The following is a 14,058-nucleotide window of genomic DNA, read 5'->3' as shown; positions in this document are numbered from 1 at the left end:
CGCCCGGTTACATTCCGAACCCGGAAGCTAAGCCTTTCAGCGCCGATGGTACTGCAGGGGGGACCCTGTGGGAGAGTAGGACGCCGCCGAACAATCATTGTGGGAAAGCCCCGCACCTTCTGGTGCGGGGCTTTTCTGCGTTTACCGGCCGGCATCTAGAGATGCGGTACGGCCGTGGCGACGACCGCGTCGAACTCCTCCAGGCTGCGGGTGGTGACGCGGGCCTTCGCGGTGCTCGCGCCGCGGATCGGCGCCGCGGGACCGCGGGACGCGGCGAGCGTGGCGCGGTCGGTGTACAGGACGCCCACCGCGGCTCTGCCCCGGTCCCGGTCGACGAGCAGGGAGACGCCCTTGAAGCCGGGCATCGTCTCCGCCTTCGGCAGCGCGGTTTCCCGGAAGGACGTGGCCAGGACGTCGATGTCGGCGGGATCGACGTCCATCCGGACCCAGCGGAAGCCGCCTCCGGGGCCGACGTCCTCGCGGCGGCGGGCCACGGCCGCCTCCCAGTTGTCGACCGCAGTGGTCACCGCGAACGGAGAGAGCATCGCGGCTCTCCGCTCGCGCAGGCCCTCGTCGCTGGCCTGCCGCGACGCCTCGTCCTCCCACCACGACCCCACGAGGAGCTTGCCGAGCTCACGGTCGACGAACAGCCCCATGCCCCGGAAGCCGGACTGCGCTTTCAGGAGTTCGAGTCCCTCGGTCCGGAGGGCCTCGGCGACCTCGTCGAGGTGCTCCGGATCACCCGTCGCGTAGATGGTGCGCACGTACATGGCGGCCTTCCTGCCTTCCGGTGACGGACCGTTCTTCCCCACCCTCCATGCGACGGCGAGGGCGGGTGCGGGGCAATGCGGCAGGGGCGTTCGGGTGACGCCGTCGAGTTCGTGAACGGGAGGGGCGGGCCCCGAGATCGTGGGGGCGACAGCGGGGCGTTAGCCGTACGCAAGCGGGACGGCAAGGGTGGGCGGGAAGGTGTAGTTGGCACCGGGTTCGGGGCCGTCCTGACCTTCTTACGGGGGAGAAACCATCATGCGTACGCAGCGCAAGTACACCGTTCTGGCCGTCGCCGGCATCGCCGCCCTGTCGCTGGGCCTCACCGCCTGCGGCGGGAACGACGGGACCCGGGACGAGGGCTCCGCGGCCTCGGCCGGCGCGCCGAGCGCGCCTGCCCCGGCGCCCACGTCGTCGGTCGTGGCGGGAAGCAGCACCTCGGGCGGTGGGTCCGCCGCCGGCGGCAGCGACAGCGGTACCGGTGGCTCGTCCGCCACCAAGACCTCCAAGACCTCCAAGACCTCCAAGAGCTCCTCCAAGGCCGCGTCCTGCACCCACCAGGACGTGAAGATCACCGCGGCCAAGGTGGACGAGACGCCGACCGAGCACATCGTGCTCACCGCGACCAACACCTCCGGCCGCGCCTGCCGGCTCGACGGCTACCCGCTGATCGCCTTCGGCGAGATCCAGACCGCCAAGGACATTCCGGCGGTGGCGAAGAGCAAGCCGGCCGCGCCCGTCGTCCTGGAGCCGGGCGCCCCGGCCTACGCCAACGTGCGGATCGCGCTCGGTGGGGCGCACGAGGACAACAAGGTCGTCACCTCGTTCAACGTCAACCTGTTCGCCGGCAGCGACCCCGCCGAGGGCAGTGTCGTGGTGAAGGCTCCGGCCGGTGGGCTGGCCGTCGACGAGGCCGCGGCCAAGACGGGGTACTGGACGCCGGAACTCCGCAACGGCGCCGACGAGTTCTGAGCCGCGGGGAATGAGGGGCGGTTCGGGGGAGGTTCGGGTGGCAGGGGGGCCGCCCCCGTGGCATCGACGAACGGAGCCGCCCATGTCGTACCCCGAAGCCCGCTACCACGGTGAGACGGGCGAGATCAGCGCCGCCTTCCGGCCCGCCGGTACGCCCCCGGAGTTCGTCTCGCCGGGCGGCACGCGGACCCACTATCTCGCCACCACCGCCTCCACGGGCGGCGAGTTCGGTCTCTACCGGATCGACATGCAGGCCAGGGCGGGTGGGCCCGCCACCCACTTCCACCGGACCATCTCCGAGACGTTCTTCGTCCTCGACGGCACCGTGCGGCTCTACGACGGCGGGCGGTGGGTCGACGCGAGGAAGGGTGACTTCCTGTACGTGCCGACCGGTGGGCTGCACGCCTTCCGCAACGACGCGGACGAGCCGGCCTCGATGCTGCTGCTGTTCGCGCCCGGCGCGCCCCGCGAGGAGTACTTCGAGAAGGTGTCGACGGTGGCCGGCATGACGGACGAGGAGCGCACCGAGTTCTTCGTCAGGCACGACACCTACTGGACGGACTGACCGGCCATTCCCGTCTTCGCGCCCGCGCCGCACAGCGGGACCACGGTGGTTCCGAGGCCGTGCGTGGCGCGGACGGCCGCCCAGCAGGCGACGCCCGTCGGTTCCACGTACAGGCCGCGCCGTGCCAGGTCGGTCTGGGCGGCGCGGATCCGGTCCTCGGTCACGGTGAGGAAGGTGCCGCCGCTCGCCCGTACCGCCCGCAGGATCTGGGCCGCGCGCGGCGGGTTCGGGATCGCGATGCCCTCGGCGAGGGTGGGGCGCGGTTCCGCCGGGCCGGGTAGCTCGTCCGCGCCCGCGTGGAAGGCGGCCGCCAGCGGGGAGACGGCCTCGGCCTGGACGGCGACGAGCGCGGGGCGGTGGTCGACGAGCCCGTGCGCGTAGAGCTCCTCGACGGCGAGGGCCACGCCGAGCAGGAGCGTTCCGTTGCCGACGGGGACGACGAGGGTGTCCGGGAGCCGGCCGCCGAGGTCCTCCCACAGCTCGTACGCGTAGGTCTTCGTGCCGTGCAGGAAGTGCGGGTTGTACACGTGCGAGGCGTAGAACACGCCCGGCTCGTCCGCCGCCTCGCGCGCGGCCTCGGCGGTCGCCTCCCGGTCGCCTGTCACCACGACGGCGCGGGCGCCGTGGGCGCGGATCTGCTCCAGCTTCTTGGGAGAGGTCCCCTCGGGGACGTACACGGCGCAGTCGAGGCCGGCCCGGGCGCAGTACGCGGCGACGGCCGTGCCCGCGTTGCCGCTGCTGTCGGCGATCACGGTGCGCGGTTGCAGGCGCAGCGCCAGCTCGGCGAGCATCACGGCGCCCCGGTCCTTGAAGGACAACGTGGGCATGAGGAAGTCGAGTTTCGCCGAAACGGTGTCGGTGAGCGGGACCAGCGGCGTCCGGCCCTCGCCGAGGGTCACCCGGGGCGTTCCCGTGGCGAGCGGCAGGGCCTCCGTGTAACGCCACAAGGAATTCACACGTGACGGGAGGGACGCGAGGGGCACCGGCGCGGCGGTGAAGTCGAGGTCCCACGGGCCACGGCACTTCGGACAACACCAGGTGAGGGCGGACGCGGGGGCGTGAGTCCGGCAGCGGGGGCACGCGTAGGCGGTCATGATCCCCAGCATGGCAGGCGTGTGGCGGGTGTGTGACGTGCTGCCCGTAGCCCTTGTGGGATTCCTATGGATCGGTCAATCTTTCGCTCGGCGGCCGGACATGACGTCGGAGACGGCGGACGGCGGAGGCTCCCCTCTGTCGTCTTGTCATGCACCTGACTATCGGTTGCCGGTTCAACAGCTTCACCGGTGCCATCCCGTTCCACGGCACCACGACCCCCACATCAGCGCACCACCAATGAGGAGGACCCCTCACATGTCCGTGATGCGTGACTCGCGGCGCAGACTCGCCGCGGCCGGTGCCATAGCCGTCGCAGCCCTCGCGCTCGGCTCCCTCTCCGCCCTCCCGGCCACCGCCGCCGGGACCACCGCCGAAGGCGTCATCCTGAACGCCGGCGCGGAGGGGACCGTCGCGAACAGCTACATCGTCACCCTGCGCGAGTCCGCCGCCCAGGCGGAGACCGCGAAGGGACGTGCCGTCGCGACGAAGTTCGGCGCCAAGATCAAGCGCACGTACACCGCGGCCCTCAACGGCTACTCCGTCGAACTCTCCGAGGCGCAGGCCAGGAAGCTCGCCGCCGACCCGGCCGTCGAGACCGTCAGCCAGAACCGCGTCTTCCACATCGACGGCACGCAGCCCTCCCCGCCGTCCTGGGGCCTGGACCGGATCGACCAGAAGGCACTCCCGCTCAACCAGAGCTACACCTACCCGGACACCGCGGGCCAGGGCGTCACGGCGTACATCATCGACACCGGCGTCCGCATCACCCACAGCGACTTCGGCGGCCGGGCCTCCTACGGCTACGACGCGATCGACAACGACAACACCGCCCAGGACGGCCACGGCCACGGCACGCACGTCGCCGGCACCGTCGCGGGCAACTCGTACGGCGTCGCCAAGAAGGCGAAGATCGTCGGCGTCCGCGTCCTCGACAACTCCGGCTCCGGCACCACCGAGCAGGTCGTCGCCGGCATCGACTGGGTGACCCAGAACGCCGTGAAGCCGGCCGTCGCCAACATGAGCCTCGGCGGTGGGGTCGACACCGTCCTCGACGACGCCGTCCGCCGCTCGATCGCCTCCGGCGTCACGTACGGGGTCGCCGCCGGCAACGAGACCGACAACGCGGCCAACCACTCGCCCGCCCGCGTCGCCGAGGCCATCACGGTCGGCGCGACGACGTCCAGCGACGCCAAGGCCAGCTACTCCAACTACGGCAGCGGCCTCGACCTGTTCGCGCCGGGCTCCTCCATCACCTCGTCGTGGAACACCAGCGACTCGGCCACCAACACCATCTCCGGCACGTCGATGGCCACCCCGCACGTCGTCGGCGCCGCAGCCCTCTACCTGGCCGCCAACCCGACCTCCACCCCGGCGCAGGTCTCCGCGGCCCTCGTCGCCGCCGCCACCCCGAACGTCGTCACCAGCCCGGGCACCGGCTCCCCGAACCGGCTCCTCTACGTGGGCGGCGGCACTACCACCCCGCCCGGGCCCCGGTTCGAGAACACCGCGGACTACGCGATCAACGACAACGCGACCGTCGAGTCCCCGGTCACCGTCAGCGGCGTCTCGGGCAACGCCCCGGCCGCCCTCCAGGTGCCGGTGAACATCGTCCACACGTACATCGGTGACCTCCAGGTCCAGCTGATCGCCCCCGACGGTTCTGCGTACACGCTGAAGGCCTTCGGCACCGGCGGCAGCGCCGACAACATCAACACCACGTACACCGTCAACGCCTCCTCGGAGGTCGCGAACGGCACGTGGAAGCTCCGGGTCACGGACAACGCGAACTACGACACCGGAAAGATCGACTCCTGGGCGCTGCAGTTCTGACGCCACGGAGTTGAGTGCCTGAACCCGTGAGGAGGGGCGGTCGCCGGTCCGGCGACCGCCCCTCCGTCATGCCCGGGCCACCCAGCCCGCCGTCAGGACCAGCCGCGAGGTGCGGTGCACGGCGAGGAAACCGAAGGGGCGGTCGATGGTGAGAGCGACCCGGCGCACCCGGTACGTGGTGCGCGGCGCGGCGCCGCCGACCGCGCCGAACGCCGTCACCGACGCCGCGGCGAAGCCCTCGGCGTCGAAGCGCGCGGTGGCCGACTGACGGCCCTCCCCGATCGCCAGCGGCTCCTCGCCGATGCCGGGGAAATGCCCGCGGCCGCGGTCGGTCGCGGTCGTCAGGCCGAAGACCTCGCGGTGCGCCAGGAGATCGTGCTCGGCGGCGAGCGAGAAGGCGGGCGTCGACACCGAGAGCCGCGGGTCACGGCCGGTGCTGCGGACGGTGTCCACGCGCAGGCCCGGACCCGGCGCGCCGGACGGGAACCGGTCGCCGGTGACGAGCGGGCGCCCGCCCCCGAGGACGTCGAGTCCGGCCCGCAGCACGTCGGCGCTCCCCGCCCCCTCGGTGCCGAGGAGGAGATGCACGTCGACACCCGTGGCGCCGAGCACCTTGAGGACCGTGAGCGGGCCGGCCGCCGTCTCGGCCACGCCGACCCGGTCGAGCAGGGACGTGGTCCGGTGCAGGAAGGGGAGCGTCCGGCCGGCCCACGGTCCGTGCGCCGCCTCCGTCCGGCCCTCCCAGAACGGCCGCAGCCACGTCGTCCGTACGGCCTGGGCCGAGGCGAGCACCAGCTCCGTCTCCTCGTCCACGGTGACGGGCATCGCCGGGATCAGGCCCTCCGTGCACGCGGCCGCCCAGGCGTCCAGGGCCTTCCGGTCGGCCGAGGCGTCGCCGGTGAAGCGGCCGAGCGTCGCGTCGGGGAGCCCCGCGACCCAGGGGGCACGCAGTTCCAGGTCCGGCCGGGCCCACAGGCCGACGGCCGAGGCGACCCCGGGGATCGCCGTGAGTCCGGCGAGCAGTTCGCGCGCCGCCTCCGCCGCCCGGTCGGCCGGCAGCCCGAGAGCGTCCTCCAGTTCGTCACGGGCCGGGCCGGCGGCACCGTCCGCGAGGAAGGCGAGCAGCGGCCAGACGCCGGACGCGGACAGGACCGTGTCCCGCCCGTCCGACGGGAGGGCGTCGGCCCAGCGTGCTGCGAGGCGGTTGACCGCCCGTACCGTCGAGACCCGCATTCCGCCCCCGCCCACGGACCGCGTACGATGCGCGCGCCCGTTCGATTCTCCAAGTTCCCCGCCCCAACAGGAGCACCGTACTCGTGGACCCGTCCCAGCCGCCCCAGGATTCTCCGGCCCCGCAGCAGCCCCCGCAGCGGCCGGCGAACTGGCCCGCGCCCGGTCAGGCGCCCGCGACCGGCCCTTACGCCGCGCCCGGCCCGTACGCGTCCCCGGGTCCGTACACCTCGCCGCCGGCGGGACCGTACGGCCCCTACGGACCGGGCGCTCCGGGCGTGCCCGGCCCCTACGGCGTGCCGCGCCGGAGCACCAACGGACTGGCCGTCGCCTCCCTCGTCTCCGGCATCGTGTGCTGCCTGCCGCCCCTCGGGCTGGCCTTCGGTCTGATAGCCCTGCCGCAGATCAGGAAGCGGCAGCAGCAGGGCAAGGGGCTGGCCGTCGCGGGCATCATCCTGTCCTCCCTCGCCTGCCTGATGATGATCCTCGGCCTCGCGACCGGCGGATTCGGTGACGCCTGGCGGGACTTCAAGAAGGGCTTCGACGAGGCCGCGGCCTCGGGTTCGCCGTTCTCCCTGCGCAAGGGCGACTGCTTCCGCATCGACGCCAAGACGGAGTCGTACACCACCGACGTGAAGACCGTCCCGTGCACCAAGCCGCACGAGGGCGAGGTGACCGGAGGATTCAAGGTCACCGGTTTCTCGTCGTGGCCGGGCGAGGACGCGATCGATCGCATCGCCGAGAAGCGCTGCGACGCGACGAACAGCGCCTACGCGCTGGACACATGGGCCATCCCGGAGTCGGCGGTCACCTACTACTACCTGCCGAGCAAGCAGAGCTGGCGGGCCGGCGACCGGTCGGTGACCTGCGCGTTCGCCACCGAGAAGACGCCGGTCACCAGCTCCCTGCGCAGTGACGCGACCACGCTCGACGCCCACCAGCTGCACTACCTGAAGAGCATGAACCCGATCGACGACGTCGTCGCCGAGGAGCCCGAGGAGGACGCGGACGCCGACCTCGCGGCCAACAAGGCCTGGGCGCAGAAGGTGCACCGCGCGGTCACCACGGCGAGCGTCGGACTGCACGGGCACAGCTGGCCCGGCGCGTCCGCGAAGCCGGTCGGCGAGCTGGCGAAGAAGCTGGACGCCGCCGCGCGGACCTGGCACGAGCTGGCGACGGCGAAGGACGCGAACGCGTTCTGGGAATCGTACGAAGTCGCCTTCGACGCCCTCTCCACGGACTTCGAGACCGCGCCCCGATCGGCGCTCGGGCTCACGGACACGCTGGAGGACAGCGGCGAGAAGGTCTGAAGGGAAGAGCGGGGAAGGCCGGCCGGGGAAAGGCCGGGCGGCTGGTCGGGCGGTCGCGCGGGCCGGCCGGGGGTAGGCCGGGCGGCTGGTCGGGCGGTCGCGCGGGCCGGCCGGGGGTAGGCCGGGCGGCTGGTCGGGCGGTCGCGCGGGCGGGCCGGGGGAAGGCCGGGCCGGCTGGTCGGGCCGTCGCGCGGGCGGGCCGGGGGTGGAGCAGGGGCTCGGGCAGGAGTCCGGGCGGGGCCTGAGCGGTTGGGGCAGCCGCGCGTGCTTACGAGTGCCGGGGCTGGGCGCCGGCGTTCGGTGGCCCGGCCCGGGGGCGGGTCCGCGCCGGACGGCCGCGGGGGCCGGCGGGGACGGGTCCTGGGAGGTGACCCGCCCCGCCGGCTGCGGGCCGGGACGGTGGGCCGGGGACGGCGGCCCGTGACCGACCGCCGCCCCGGCCGGACCGTCTGCGGCGGGTTCGGCCCGCGGTCCGGGAGACGCCTCGGGGGGCGTCGGGGGGAGAGCATGCTGCTGAGGGGGCTTCACCGAGGGCGCTGTGCGGTGGATGCCGCCCCGAAGGCCCCTTGGGCGTGAGGGCGGCGCCTCAGCGGCGGCCGCCCAGGACGCCGTTCACCGCGGTGATCAGTTCGCCGTCCGGGGTGTCCCCGTCGAGCGACCAGAACATCGCGCCGCCGAGGCCCTTGGCCCGTACGTACGCCGACTTGGTGCGCAGCACCTGCGGGTCGTCGTACGTCCACAGGGTGGTCCCGTCGAAGAGCCAGGCGTGGCCGTTCCTCCGGTCGCGGTGGACGGTGAACGCGCCGCTGTCCGCGAGCTTCCGGAGGGCCTTGTAGTCCTCGGAGCCGGCGGCCCAGGTGCCGGGTGCGGCACCCGTGGCGGCCTGGCCGAGGCCGTCGCCGCCGCCGGTCACCCCGGTCCAGCCCTGGCCGTAGAACGGCATGCCGACCACCAGCTTGCGGGCGGGCGCGCCGCGCCGCAGCCAGTCGTTCACGGTCTGGTCGACGCTGAAGTCGCCCCGGGCGGCGAAGAGCGCGGACTGCTGGGCGGTGGTGGACTCCCAGCTGCCGTGGAAGTCGTAGCCCTGGAGGTTGACGAAGTCGAGGTCCCGCATGATCTTCCGGACCTCGAAGCCCGCGTCGATCTTGGCGGGGGCGGTCGGCACGAAGGCCGACAGCTCGTAGTGCGTGCGCTGCTTCCGGGACCGTGCGTACGCGTCGAGCTGGGTGCGGAACTCCCGTACGAGCGCGGTGAAGTTCTGCTTGTCCTCGGGGCGGAAGACGGTGTCGGTGTCGCCCGCGGAGCCGGGCCACTCCCAGTCGATGTCGATGCCGTCGAAGAGTCCCGCGGCGGCTCCCGCGCCGCCGCGGGCGCCGTCGGCGGGCAGGTTGCCCTTGATGTAGAGGTCGATGCACGAGGCGACGAGGGCCTTGCGGGAGGCGGGGGTGCGGGCCGCGTCCGAGAAGTGGGTGGACCAGCTCCAACCGCCGAGCGAGATCATCACCTTGAGGCCGGGGTGCCTGGCCTTGAGCTCGCGCAGCTGGTTGAAGTTGCCGGCCAGCGGCTGGTCCGCGGTGTCGGCGACGCCGTCGACCGAGCCGGCGGCGTCGAGCGGGCGGACGTAGTCGGCCCAGGCGTCGGCCTCGCCGGGGACGTTGCCGGTGAAGCACCGGCCGTCCGCGCCGATGTTGCCGAAGGCGTAGTTGATGTGGCTGAGTTTGGCCGCCGTGCCGCTCGTTTCCAGATCCTTGACCTGGAAGTTGCGTCCGTAGACGCCCCATTGGGTGAAGTAGCCGACGCGCTTGTACGCGGGCTTCGACCCGTGGTCGTGCGCGGGGGCGGCCCCGGGGGCCGCGCCGGCGGAGGGCGCGAGGGTCGCGAGGAGGCCGAGGGAGACCGCGGCGACGGACAGCCGGGAAAGGGTTCTGCGACGCATGGGGCTCGTTCCTGTGCGGGTGCCGGAAGGGAGCGTGCGGACAGGAACGTATTGGTCTGGACCATTAACGTCAAGGATTCCGACGGGAGTTCGGCGGCTATACCTGCGAGAAGGGTTTACGTAAAGGTGAATCATCACTTCGAGTGAAACCTTGGCCCATGCTTGCGGCTGTGCACCCTCGGTTGCCAGGCTGTAGCTCACAGTCAAGCTGAGGGGAGTGTCCAGTGACGTTCGGTGAGCAGCCCGCCTATCTGCGCGTGGCGAGCGATCTCCGGGAGAAGATCGCGAACGGCTCGCTTCCCCCGCACACCCGGCTCCCCTCACAGGCGCGCATCCGTGAGGAGTACGGGGTCTCGGACACCGTCGCACTGGAGGCGCGCAAGGTCCTCATGGCGGAGGGGCTGGTCGAGGGGCGCTCGGGCTCGGGGACCTATGTGCGCGAGCGTCCCGTCCCGCGCCCCATCGCCCGCTCCGGGTACCGGCCGCCGACCGGCGCCAACCCCTTCCGCCAGGAGCAGGCGGCCGAAGGGGTGCGCGGCACCTGGGAGTCGAGCAGCGAGCAGGAGCCGGCGAGCGTCGAGGTCGCCGCCCGGCTCGGCATCGAACCGGGGGAGCGGGTGATGCGCACGCGGTACGTGTTCCGGGACGGCGGCGAGCCGATGATGCTCTCCACCTCCTGGGAGCCGCTCGGGGTCACCGGGCGGACCCCGGTGATGCTGCCCGAGGAGGGGCCGCTGGGCGGCTGCGGCGTGGTCGAGCGGATGGCCGCGATCGACGTGGTCGTGGACAACGTGGTGGAGGAGGTCGGCGCCCGCCCCGGCCTCGCGGAGGAGCTGCTGACCCTCGGGGGCGTGCCCGGCCATGTGGTCATGGTCGTCGCGCGGACCTACTACGCGTCGGGACTGGCCGTCGAGACCGCCGACGTGGTCGTCCCGGCCGACCGCTACCGGATCGCGTACCACCTGCCGGTGCGGTGAGGGCGCGCCGACCGATGGGCGGTGCGGTGTGTCCGGGCGGGTTCACGCCGAGTTGACGGGGCGTCGGATTCCGTAACGCCGGGGCAACGCCGGACGGCGACGGTTCGTCATGCCCCGCTCCTAGCTTCCACGTCCGTACCCGCACCCCGGTCGGACGACAGGAGCCCTCATGACGGACACGGTCACCCGTGACACCTCCTCCTCGGCGGAGCCGCCGCCCCGCCGCCGCTACGCGCGGCTGGCCGCCGACGAGAGCCGCGAGGACTACTCGCTGCGCTACGCCCCGCACTCCTTCCGGCGCTGGTCGCCCGGCACGGTCGCCGGCACCGCCCTCGGCGGGATCGCCTATCTCGCCGACTTCGCCATCGGCGCCTCGATCGTCTTCACCTACGGCTTCAGCAGCGGTCTCGCCTCGATCCTGACCGCCGCGGTGATCATCTTCCTCACCGGCATCCCGATCGCCCGGGCGTGTGCCCGCTACGGCCTGGACATGGACCTCATCACCCGGGGCGCGGGCTTCGGCTACTTCGGCTCCACCCTCACCTCGCTCATCTACGCCTCCTTCACCTTCATCTTCTTCGCGCTCGAAGGCTCGATCATGGCCCAGGCCATGCACCAGGCCGTGGGGCTGCCGGTCGAGGTCGGCTATCTGGTGACGACGCTGATCGTCATCCCCATCGTCTTCCGCGGCATGGGGGCGCTGGCCAAGGTGCAGGCCTGGACCCAGCCGCTGTGGATCGTCGGCATGGTGCTGCCCTTCCTCGTGCTCGCCTTCGAGGCGCCGGACGCCTGGGGCGCCTTCACCTCCTTCGGCGGCACCGAGGGTGCGGGTGCCGGCTTCTCCTGGATCGGCTTCGGGCTCGGCACGGGTGTCGCCTTGTCCCTCATCGCGCAGATCGGTGAACAGGCCGACTATCTGCGGTTCATGCCAGCGAAGACCGCGGAGAACCGGCGGCGCTGGAACCTGGCCGTGCTCGCCGCGGGGCCGGGTTGGGTGGTCATCGGCGCGGCCAAGCAGCTCGGCGGCGCGTTCCTGGCCTTCGTCGCCCTGGAGGCCGTCGGCAAGACCCACGCCCTGGAACCGATCGCCCCGCAGATCGAGGCGCTGAAGCCGTGGCTCGGCTCCTTCGCGCTGCCCGCCGCCGCGCTCTTCGTGATCGTCTCCCAGGTCAAGATCAACGTGACCAACGCCTACAGCGGCTCGCTGTCCTGGTCGAACTTCTTCTCGCGGGTGACCCACCGCCACCCGGGCCGGGTCTGGTACATCTTCCTCAACCTCGCCATCGCGCTGACGCTGATGGAGATGAACATGTTCGCGGCCCTGGGCAAGCTGCTGGGCTTCTACTCCAACGTCGGCATCGCCTGGATCGCGGCCGTCGCCGCCGACCTCGTCATCAACAAGAGGGCCGGCTGGAGCCCGTCGTACATCGAGTTCAAGCGGGCCTATCTGTACGCCGTGAACCCCGCCGGCTTCGGCGCCATGGTGATCGCCTCCGGAGTCTCCATTCTGGCCTTCTTCGGTCTCTTCGGGACGTACGCGGAGGCCTTCTCGACCTTCATCGCGGCCGGTCTCGCCCTGGTGCTGTGCCCGCTGATCGCCTGGGCGACGAAGGGGCGCTACTACCTGGCCCGGCCGAACCCGGTGAACGGGCCCGGCGTGGACGTGGCCGACGAGACGGCGACCCATGTCTGTGGGGTCTGCGAGACCGCGTACGAGCTGCCCGACATCGTCGACTGCCCGGCCCATTCCGGCCCGGTCTGCTCGCTGTGCTGCTCGCTCGACGCCGCCTGCGGCGACATCTGCCGCAAGGATCCCGCGGCGGCCGGGCCCGTCCTGATGCCGGTCCCGACCGTGCCGGCGGCGTCGTCCGCGGCCCCCGCGGACCCCGTTCGCTGAGCGGTCGTTCTCCCTCCGCCGTTTGTTACTGGCCAGATACGTATCTCTTTGTGAAAACCCGTATCCGCTGTGTAAAGGTCAGGCGTAGGCTCGGGCATATGCACAGTGCGGTTTCCAGGAGATCGTCAGACATGGCCGGAGCAGCGGAGGGAGAAGCCCGATGAGCGACAGCGGTCCCGACCTTGCCTGGCTGGTCATACGCCAGGACGACAACGGCAACCGCTACCGGGTCGGCCGTTACGCGACGAGGGACGAGGCCCAGAAGGTCGCCGACAGCCTCGACGACCGCGGACACAAGCAGCTCTACTGGGTCGAGCGCATCGGGCAGCCCGCGCTCTGACCCTCGGCTCGCTGCCCGGGCGGCCGCTGATGCCGCCCGGGTTACGCTCCGCACCATGACCGATCGCCGAACGGACCCCGGGACGCCCGACCCTGTCGTGGTCGTCGCCGGGGCCCTCTGCCGCCAGGGGCGACTCCTCGCCGCCCGCCGCAGCGCCCCCGCCGACCTCGCAGGCCGCTGGGAACTGCCCGGCGGCAAACAGGAGCCGGGGGAGAGCCCCGAGGAGGCGCTGGTCCGCGAGCTCCGCGAGGAGCTCGGCATCGAGACCGAGGCCGGCGCGCGCATCCCCGGCGAATGGCCGCTCAAGCCCGGATACGTCCTGCGGGTGTGGGTCGCCCGGCTCGTCTCCGGCGAGCCGAAGCCGCTGGAGGACCACGACGAGCTGCGCTGGCTCGCCCGCCACGAGCTGGACTCCGTCGACTGGCTCGACCAGGACCGCCCCGCCGTCGCCGAGGTCGCCCGACTGCTGTCCCCCGCCCCGGAGACCCCCGCCGCCCCGGCGGACGGCGTACGCGACTGACCACCTACGCCGTTCGTGCCACCGTGCGCCCACGGGGGAGTCCGGCGCGATATCCCGCTCCGAATATCGGGTATGTGCTGATTAACCCCCCGAAATAGGACGTGGGCCACGTGATCGACACCGAAGGCGACTGCGCCGAGTGGCATTTTCCGGCGGAGGCCAACGCCGTGCGCACGGCTCGTCACGCGGTGCGGGACACTCTGAGGGCCTGGCAGCTCGACTCGGTGATCGGTGACGTGACCGTCCTGCTGGTCAGCGAGCTGGTGACCAACTCGCTGCGCTACGCCTCCGGGCCCATCGGCGTCCGCCTGGTCCGGCAGCAGCCCGACGGAACCGGTCCCGGGCGCGGCCCCGCCCTCCTCGTGGAGGTCTCCGATCCGCTTCCGGACAAGCCCACCGAACGCCCCGCCGGACCCGACGACGAGGGAGGCCGCGGACTCCAACTCGTGGCCTGTTCCGCCCGGCGCTGGGGCACCCGGGCCGGGCGGACGGGGAAAACCGTGTGGTTCGAGCTGGCCCTCCCTGGTGAGTAAAGAGAGTGGGACGACGATCAGCGGGCCTCGGCCGGAAACGAACGAGACCACCCTGTGATCGTGAACGTCGTGCCGACGGGGGCCG

13 protein-coding genes and 1 rRNA gene are annotated in these 14,058 nt (G+C 72.2%); 10 read left to right on the top strand and 4 right to left on the bottom strand.

Features of this window, described 5'->3' with window-relative positions; translation table 11 throughout:
- Positions 1-92: ribosomal RNA gene (gene rrf, locus ACIRQF_RS19760) — 5S ribosomal RNA — on the top strand; the annotation flags it as partial.
- Between the two features lie 63 nt (positions 93-155).
- Here the strand turns inward: rrf and ACIRQF_RS19755 are convergent.
- Positions 156-770 carry an antibiotic biosynthesis monooxygenase gene (locus tag ACIRQF_RS19755; RefSeq protein WP_376632022.1) on the bottom strand — a complete coding sequence of 205 codons (615 nt, stop codon included), beginning with the start codon at positions 768-770 and terminating at the stop codon, positions 156-158.
- A 256-nt stretch (positions 771-1,026) separates the two neighbouring features.
- On the opposite strand from ACIRQF_RS19755, the gene ACIRQF_RS19750 reads away from it, so the two are divergent.
- Together ACIRQF_RS19750 and ACIRQF_RS19745 are read left to right on the top strand one after the other, a co-directional pair.
- Positions 1,027-1,740, top strand: a complete 714-nt coding sequence (locus ACIRQF_RS19750; protein WP_404093611.1) for a DUF4232 domain-containing protein — start codon at positions 1,027-1,029, stop codon at positions 1,738-1,740.
- 82 nt (positions 1,741-1,822) lie between these two features.
- On the top strand, positions 1,823-2,305 hold the full coding sequence (locus tag ACIRQF_RS19745) for a cupin domain-containing protein (protein WP_376632026.1): 483 nt from the start codon (positions 1,823-1,825) through the stop codon (positions 2,303-2,305).
- Here the strand turns inward: ACIRQF_RS19745 and ACIRQF_RS19740 are convergent.
- Positions 2,290-3,411 carry a threonine synthase gene (locus ACIRQF_RS19740; RefSeq protein WP_404093607.1) on the bottom strand — a complete coding sequence of 374 codons (1,122 nt, stop codon included), beginning with the start codon at positions 3,409-3,411 and terminating at the stop codon, positions 2,290-2,292. The genes ACIRQF_RS19745 and ACIRQF_RS19740 overlap by 16 nt on opposite strands.
- 244 nt (positions 3,412-3,655) lie before the next feature.
- Between ACIRQF_RS19740 and ACIRQF_RS19735 the strand changes: the two genes are divergently transcribed.
- Positions 3,656-5,230, top strand: a complete 1,575-nt coding sequence (locus ACIRQF_RS19735; protein WP_404093605.1) for a S8 family peptidase — start codon at positions 3,656-3,658, stop codon at positions 5,228-5,230.
- A gap of 66 nt (positions 5,231-5,296) precedes the next feature.
- Here the strand turns inward: ACIRQF_RS19735 and ACIRQF_RS19730 are convergent, their stop codons facing one another.
- Complete coding sequence (locus ACIRQF_RS19730) at positions 5,297-6,463, bottom strand: serpin family protein (RefSeq protein WP_404093603.1); 1,167 nt, start codon at positions 6,461-6,463, stop codon at positions 5,297-5,299.
- Between the two features lie 83 nt (positions 6,464-6,546).
- Here ACIRQF_RS19730 and ACIRQF_RS19725 point away from each other — a divergent pair, with 83 nt between their 5' ends.
- Entirely contained in the window at positions 6,547-7,770 is a 1,224-nt protein-coding gene (locus tag ACIRQF_RS19725; protein ID WP_404093601.1) for a DUF4190 domain-containing protein, read from the top strand.
- 586 nt (positions 7,771-8,356) lie between these two features.
- Here ACIRQF_RS19725 and ACIRQF_RS19720 read toward each other — a convergent pair.
- Positions 8,357-9,706 (bottom strand): glycoside hydrolase family 18 protein, encoded by a 1,350-nt coding sequence (locus ACIRQF_RS19720; RefSeq protein ID WP_404093599.1) that lies wholly within the window; start codon positions 9,704-9,706, stop codon positions 8,357-8,359.
- A gap of 224 nt (positions 9,707-9,930) precedes the next feature.
- On the opposite strand from ACIRQF_RS19720, the gene ACIRQF_RS19715 reads away from it, so the two are divergent.
- From ACIRQF_RS19715 to ACIRQF_RS19695, 5 genes are all read left to right on the top strand, one after another.
- Entirely contained in the window at positions 9,931-10,683 is a 753-nt protein-coding gene (locus ACIRQF_RS19715; RefSeq protein WP_382486269.1) for a GntR family transcriptional regulator, read from the top strand.
- 169 nt (positions 10,684-10,852) lie between these two features.
- The gene (locus ACIRQF_RS19710) at positions 10,853-12,580 is read left to right on the top strand and encodes a purine-cytosine permease family protein (protein WP_404093597.1); all 1,728 of its coding nucleotides are present in this window, start codon (positions 10,853-10,855) and stop codon (positions 12,578-12,580) included.
- 160 nt (positions 12,581-12,740) lie between these two features.
- Positions 12,741-12,920: an SPOR domain-containing protein gene (locus ACIRQF_RS19705; RefSeq protein WP_376632040.1), complete on the top strand. Its 180-nt coding sequence runs from the start codon at positions 12,741-12,743 to the stop codon at positions 12,918-12,920.
- Between the two features lie 55 nt (positions 12,921-12,975).
- Positions 12,976-13,440, top strand: coding sequence for a (deoxy)nucleoside triphosphate pyrophosphohydrolase (locus ACIRQF_RS19700; protein WP_382486273.1), 465 nt, complete (start codon positions 12,976-12,978; stop codon positions 13,438-13,440).
- A gap of 110 nt (positions 13,441-13,550) precedes the next feature.
- Positions 13,551-13,973, top strand: coding sequence for an ATP-binding protein (locus ACIRQF_RS19695; protein ID WP_376632044.1), 423 nt, complete (start codon positions 13,551-13,553; stop codon positions 13,971-13,973).
- Positions 13,974-14,058: the final 85 nt, after the last annotated feature.

It is taken from the genome of Streptomyces sp. NPDC101191 (assembly GCF_044767915.1).
Classification (GTDB): Bacteria; Actinomycetota; Actinomycetes; order Streptomycetales; family Streptomycetaceae; genus Streptomyces.
This window is presented reverse-complemented; position numbering and strand designations above follow the sequence as displayed.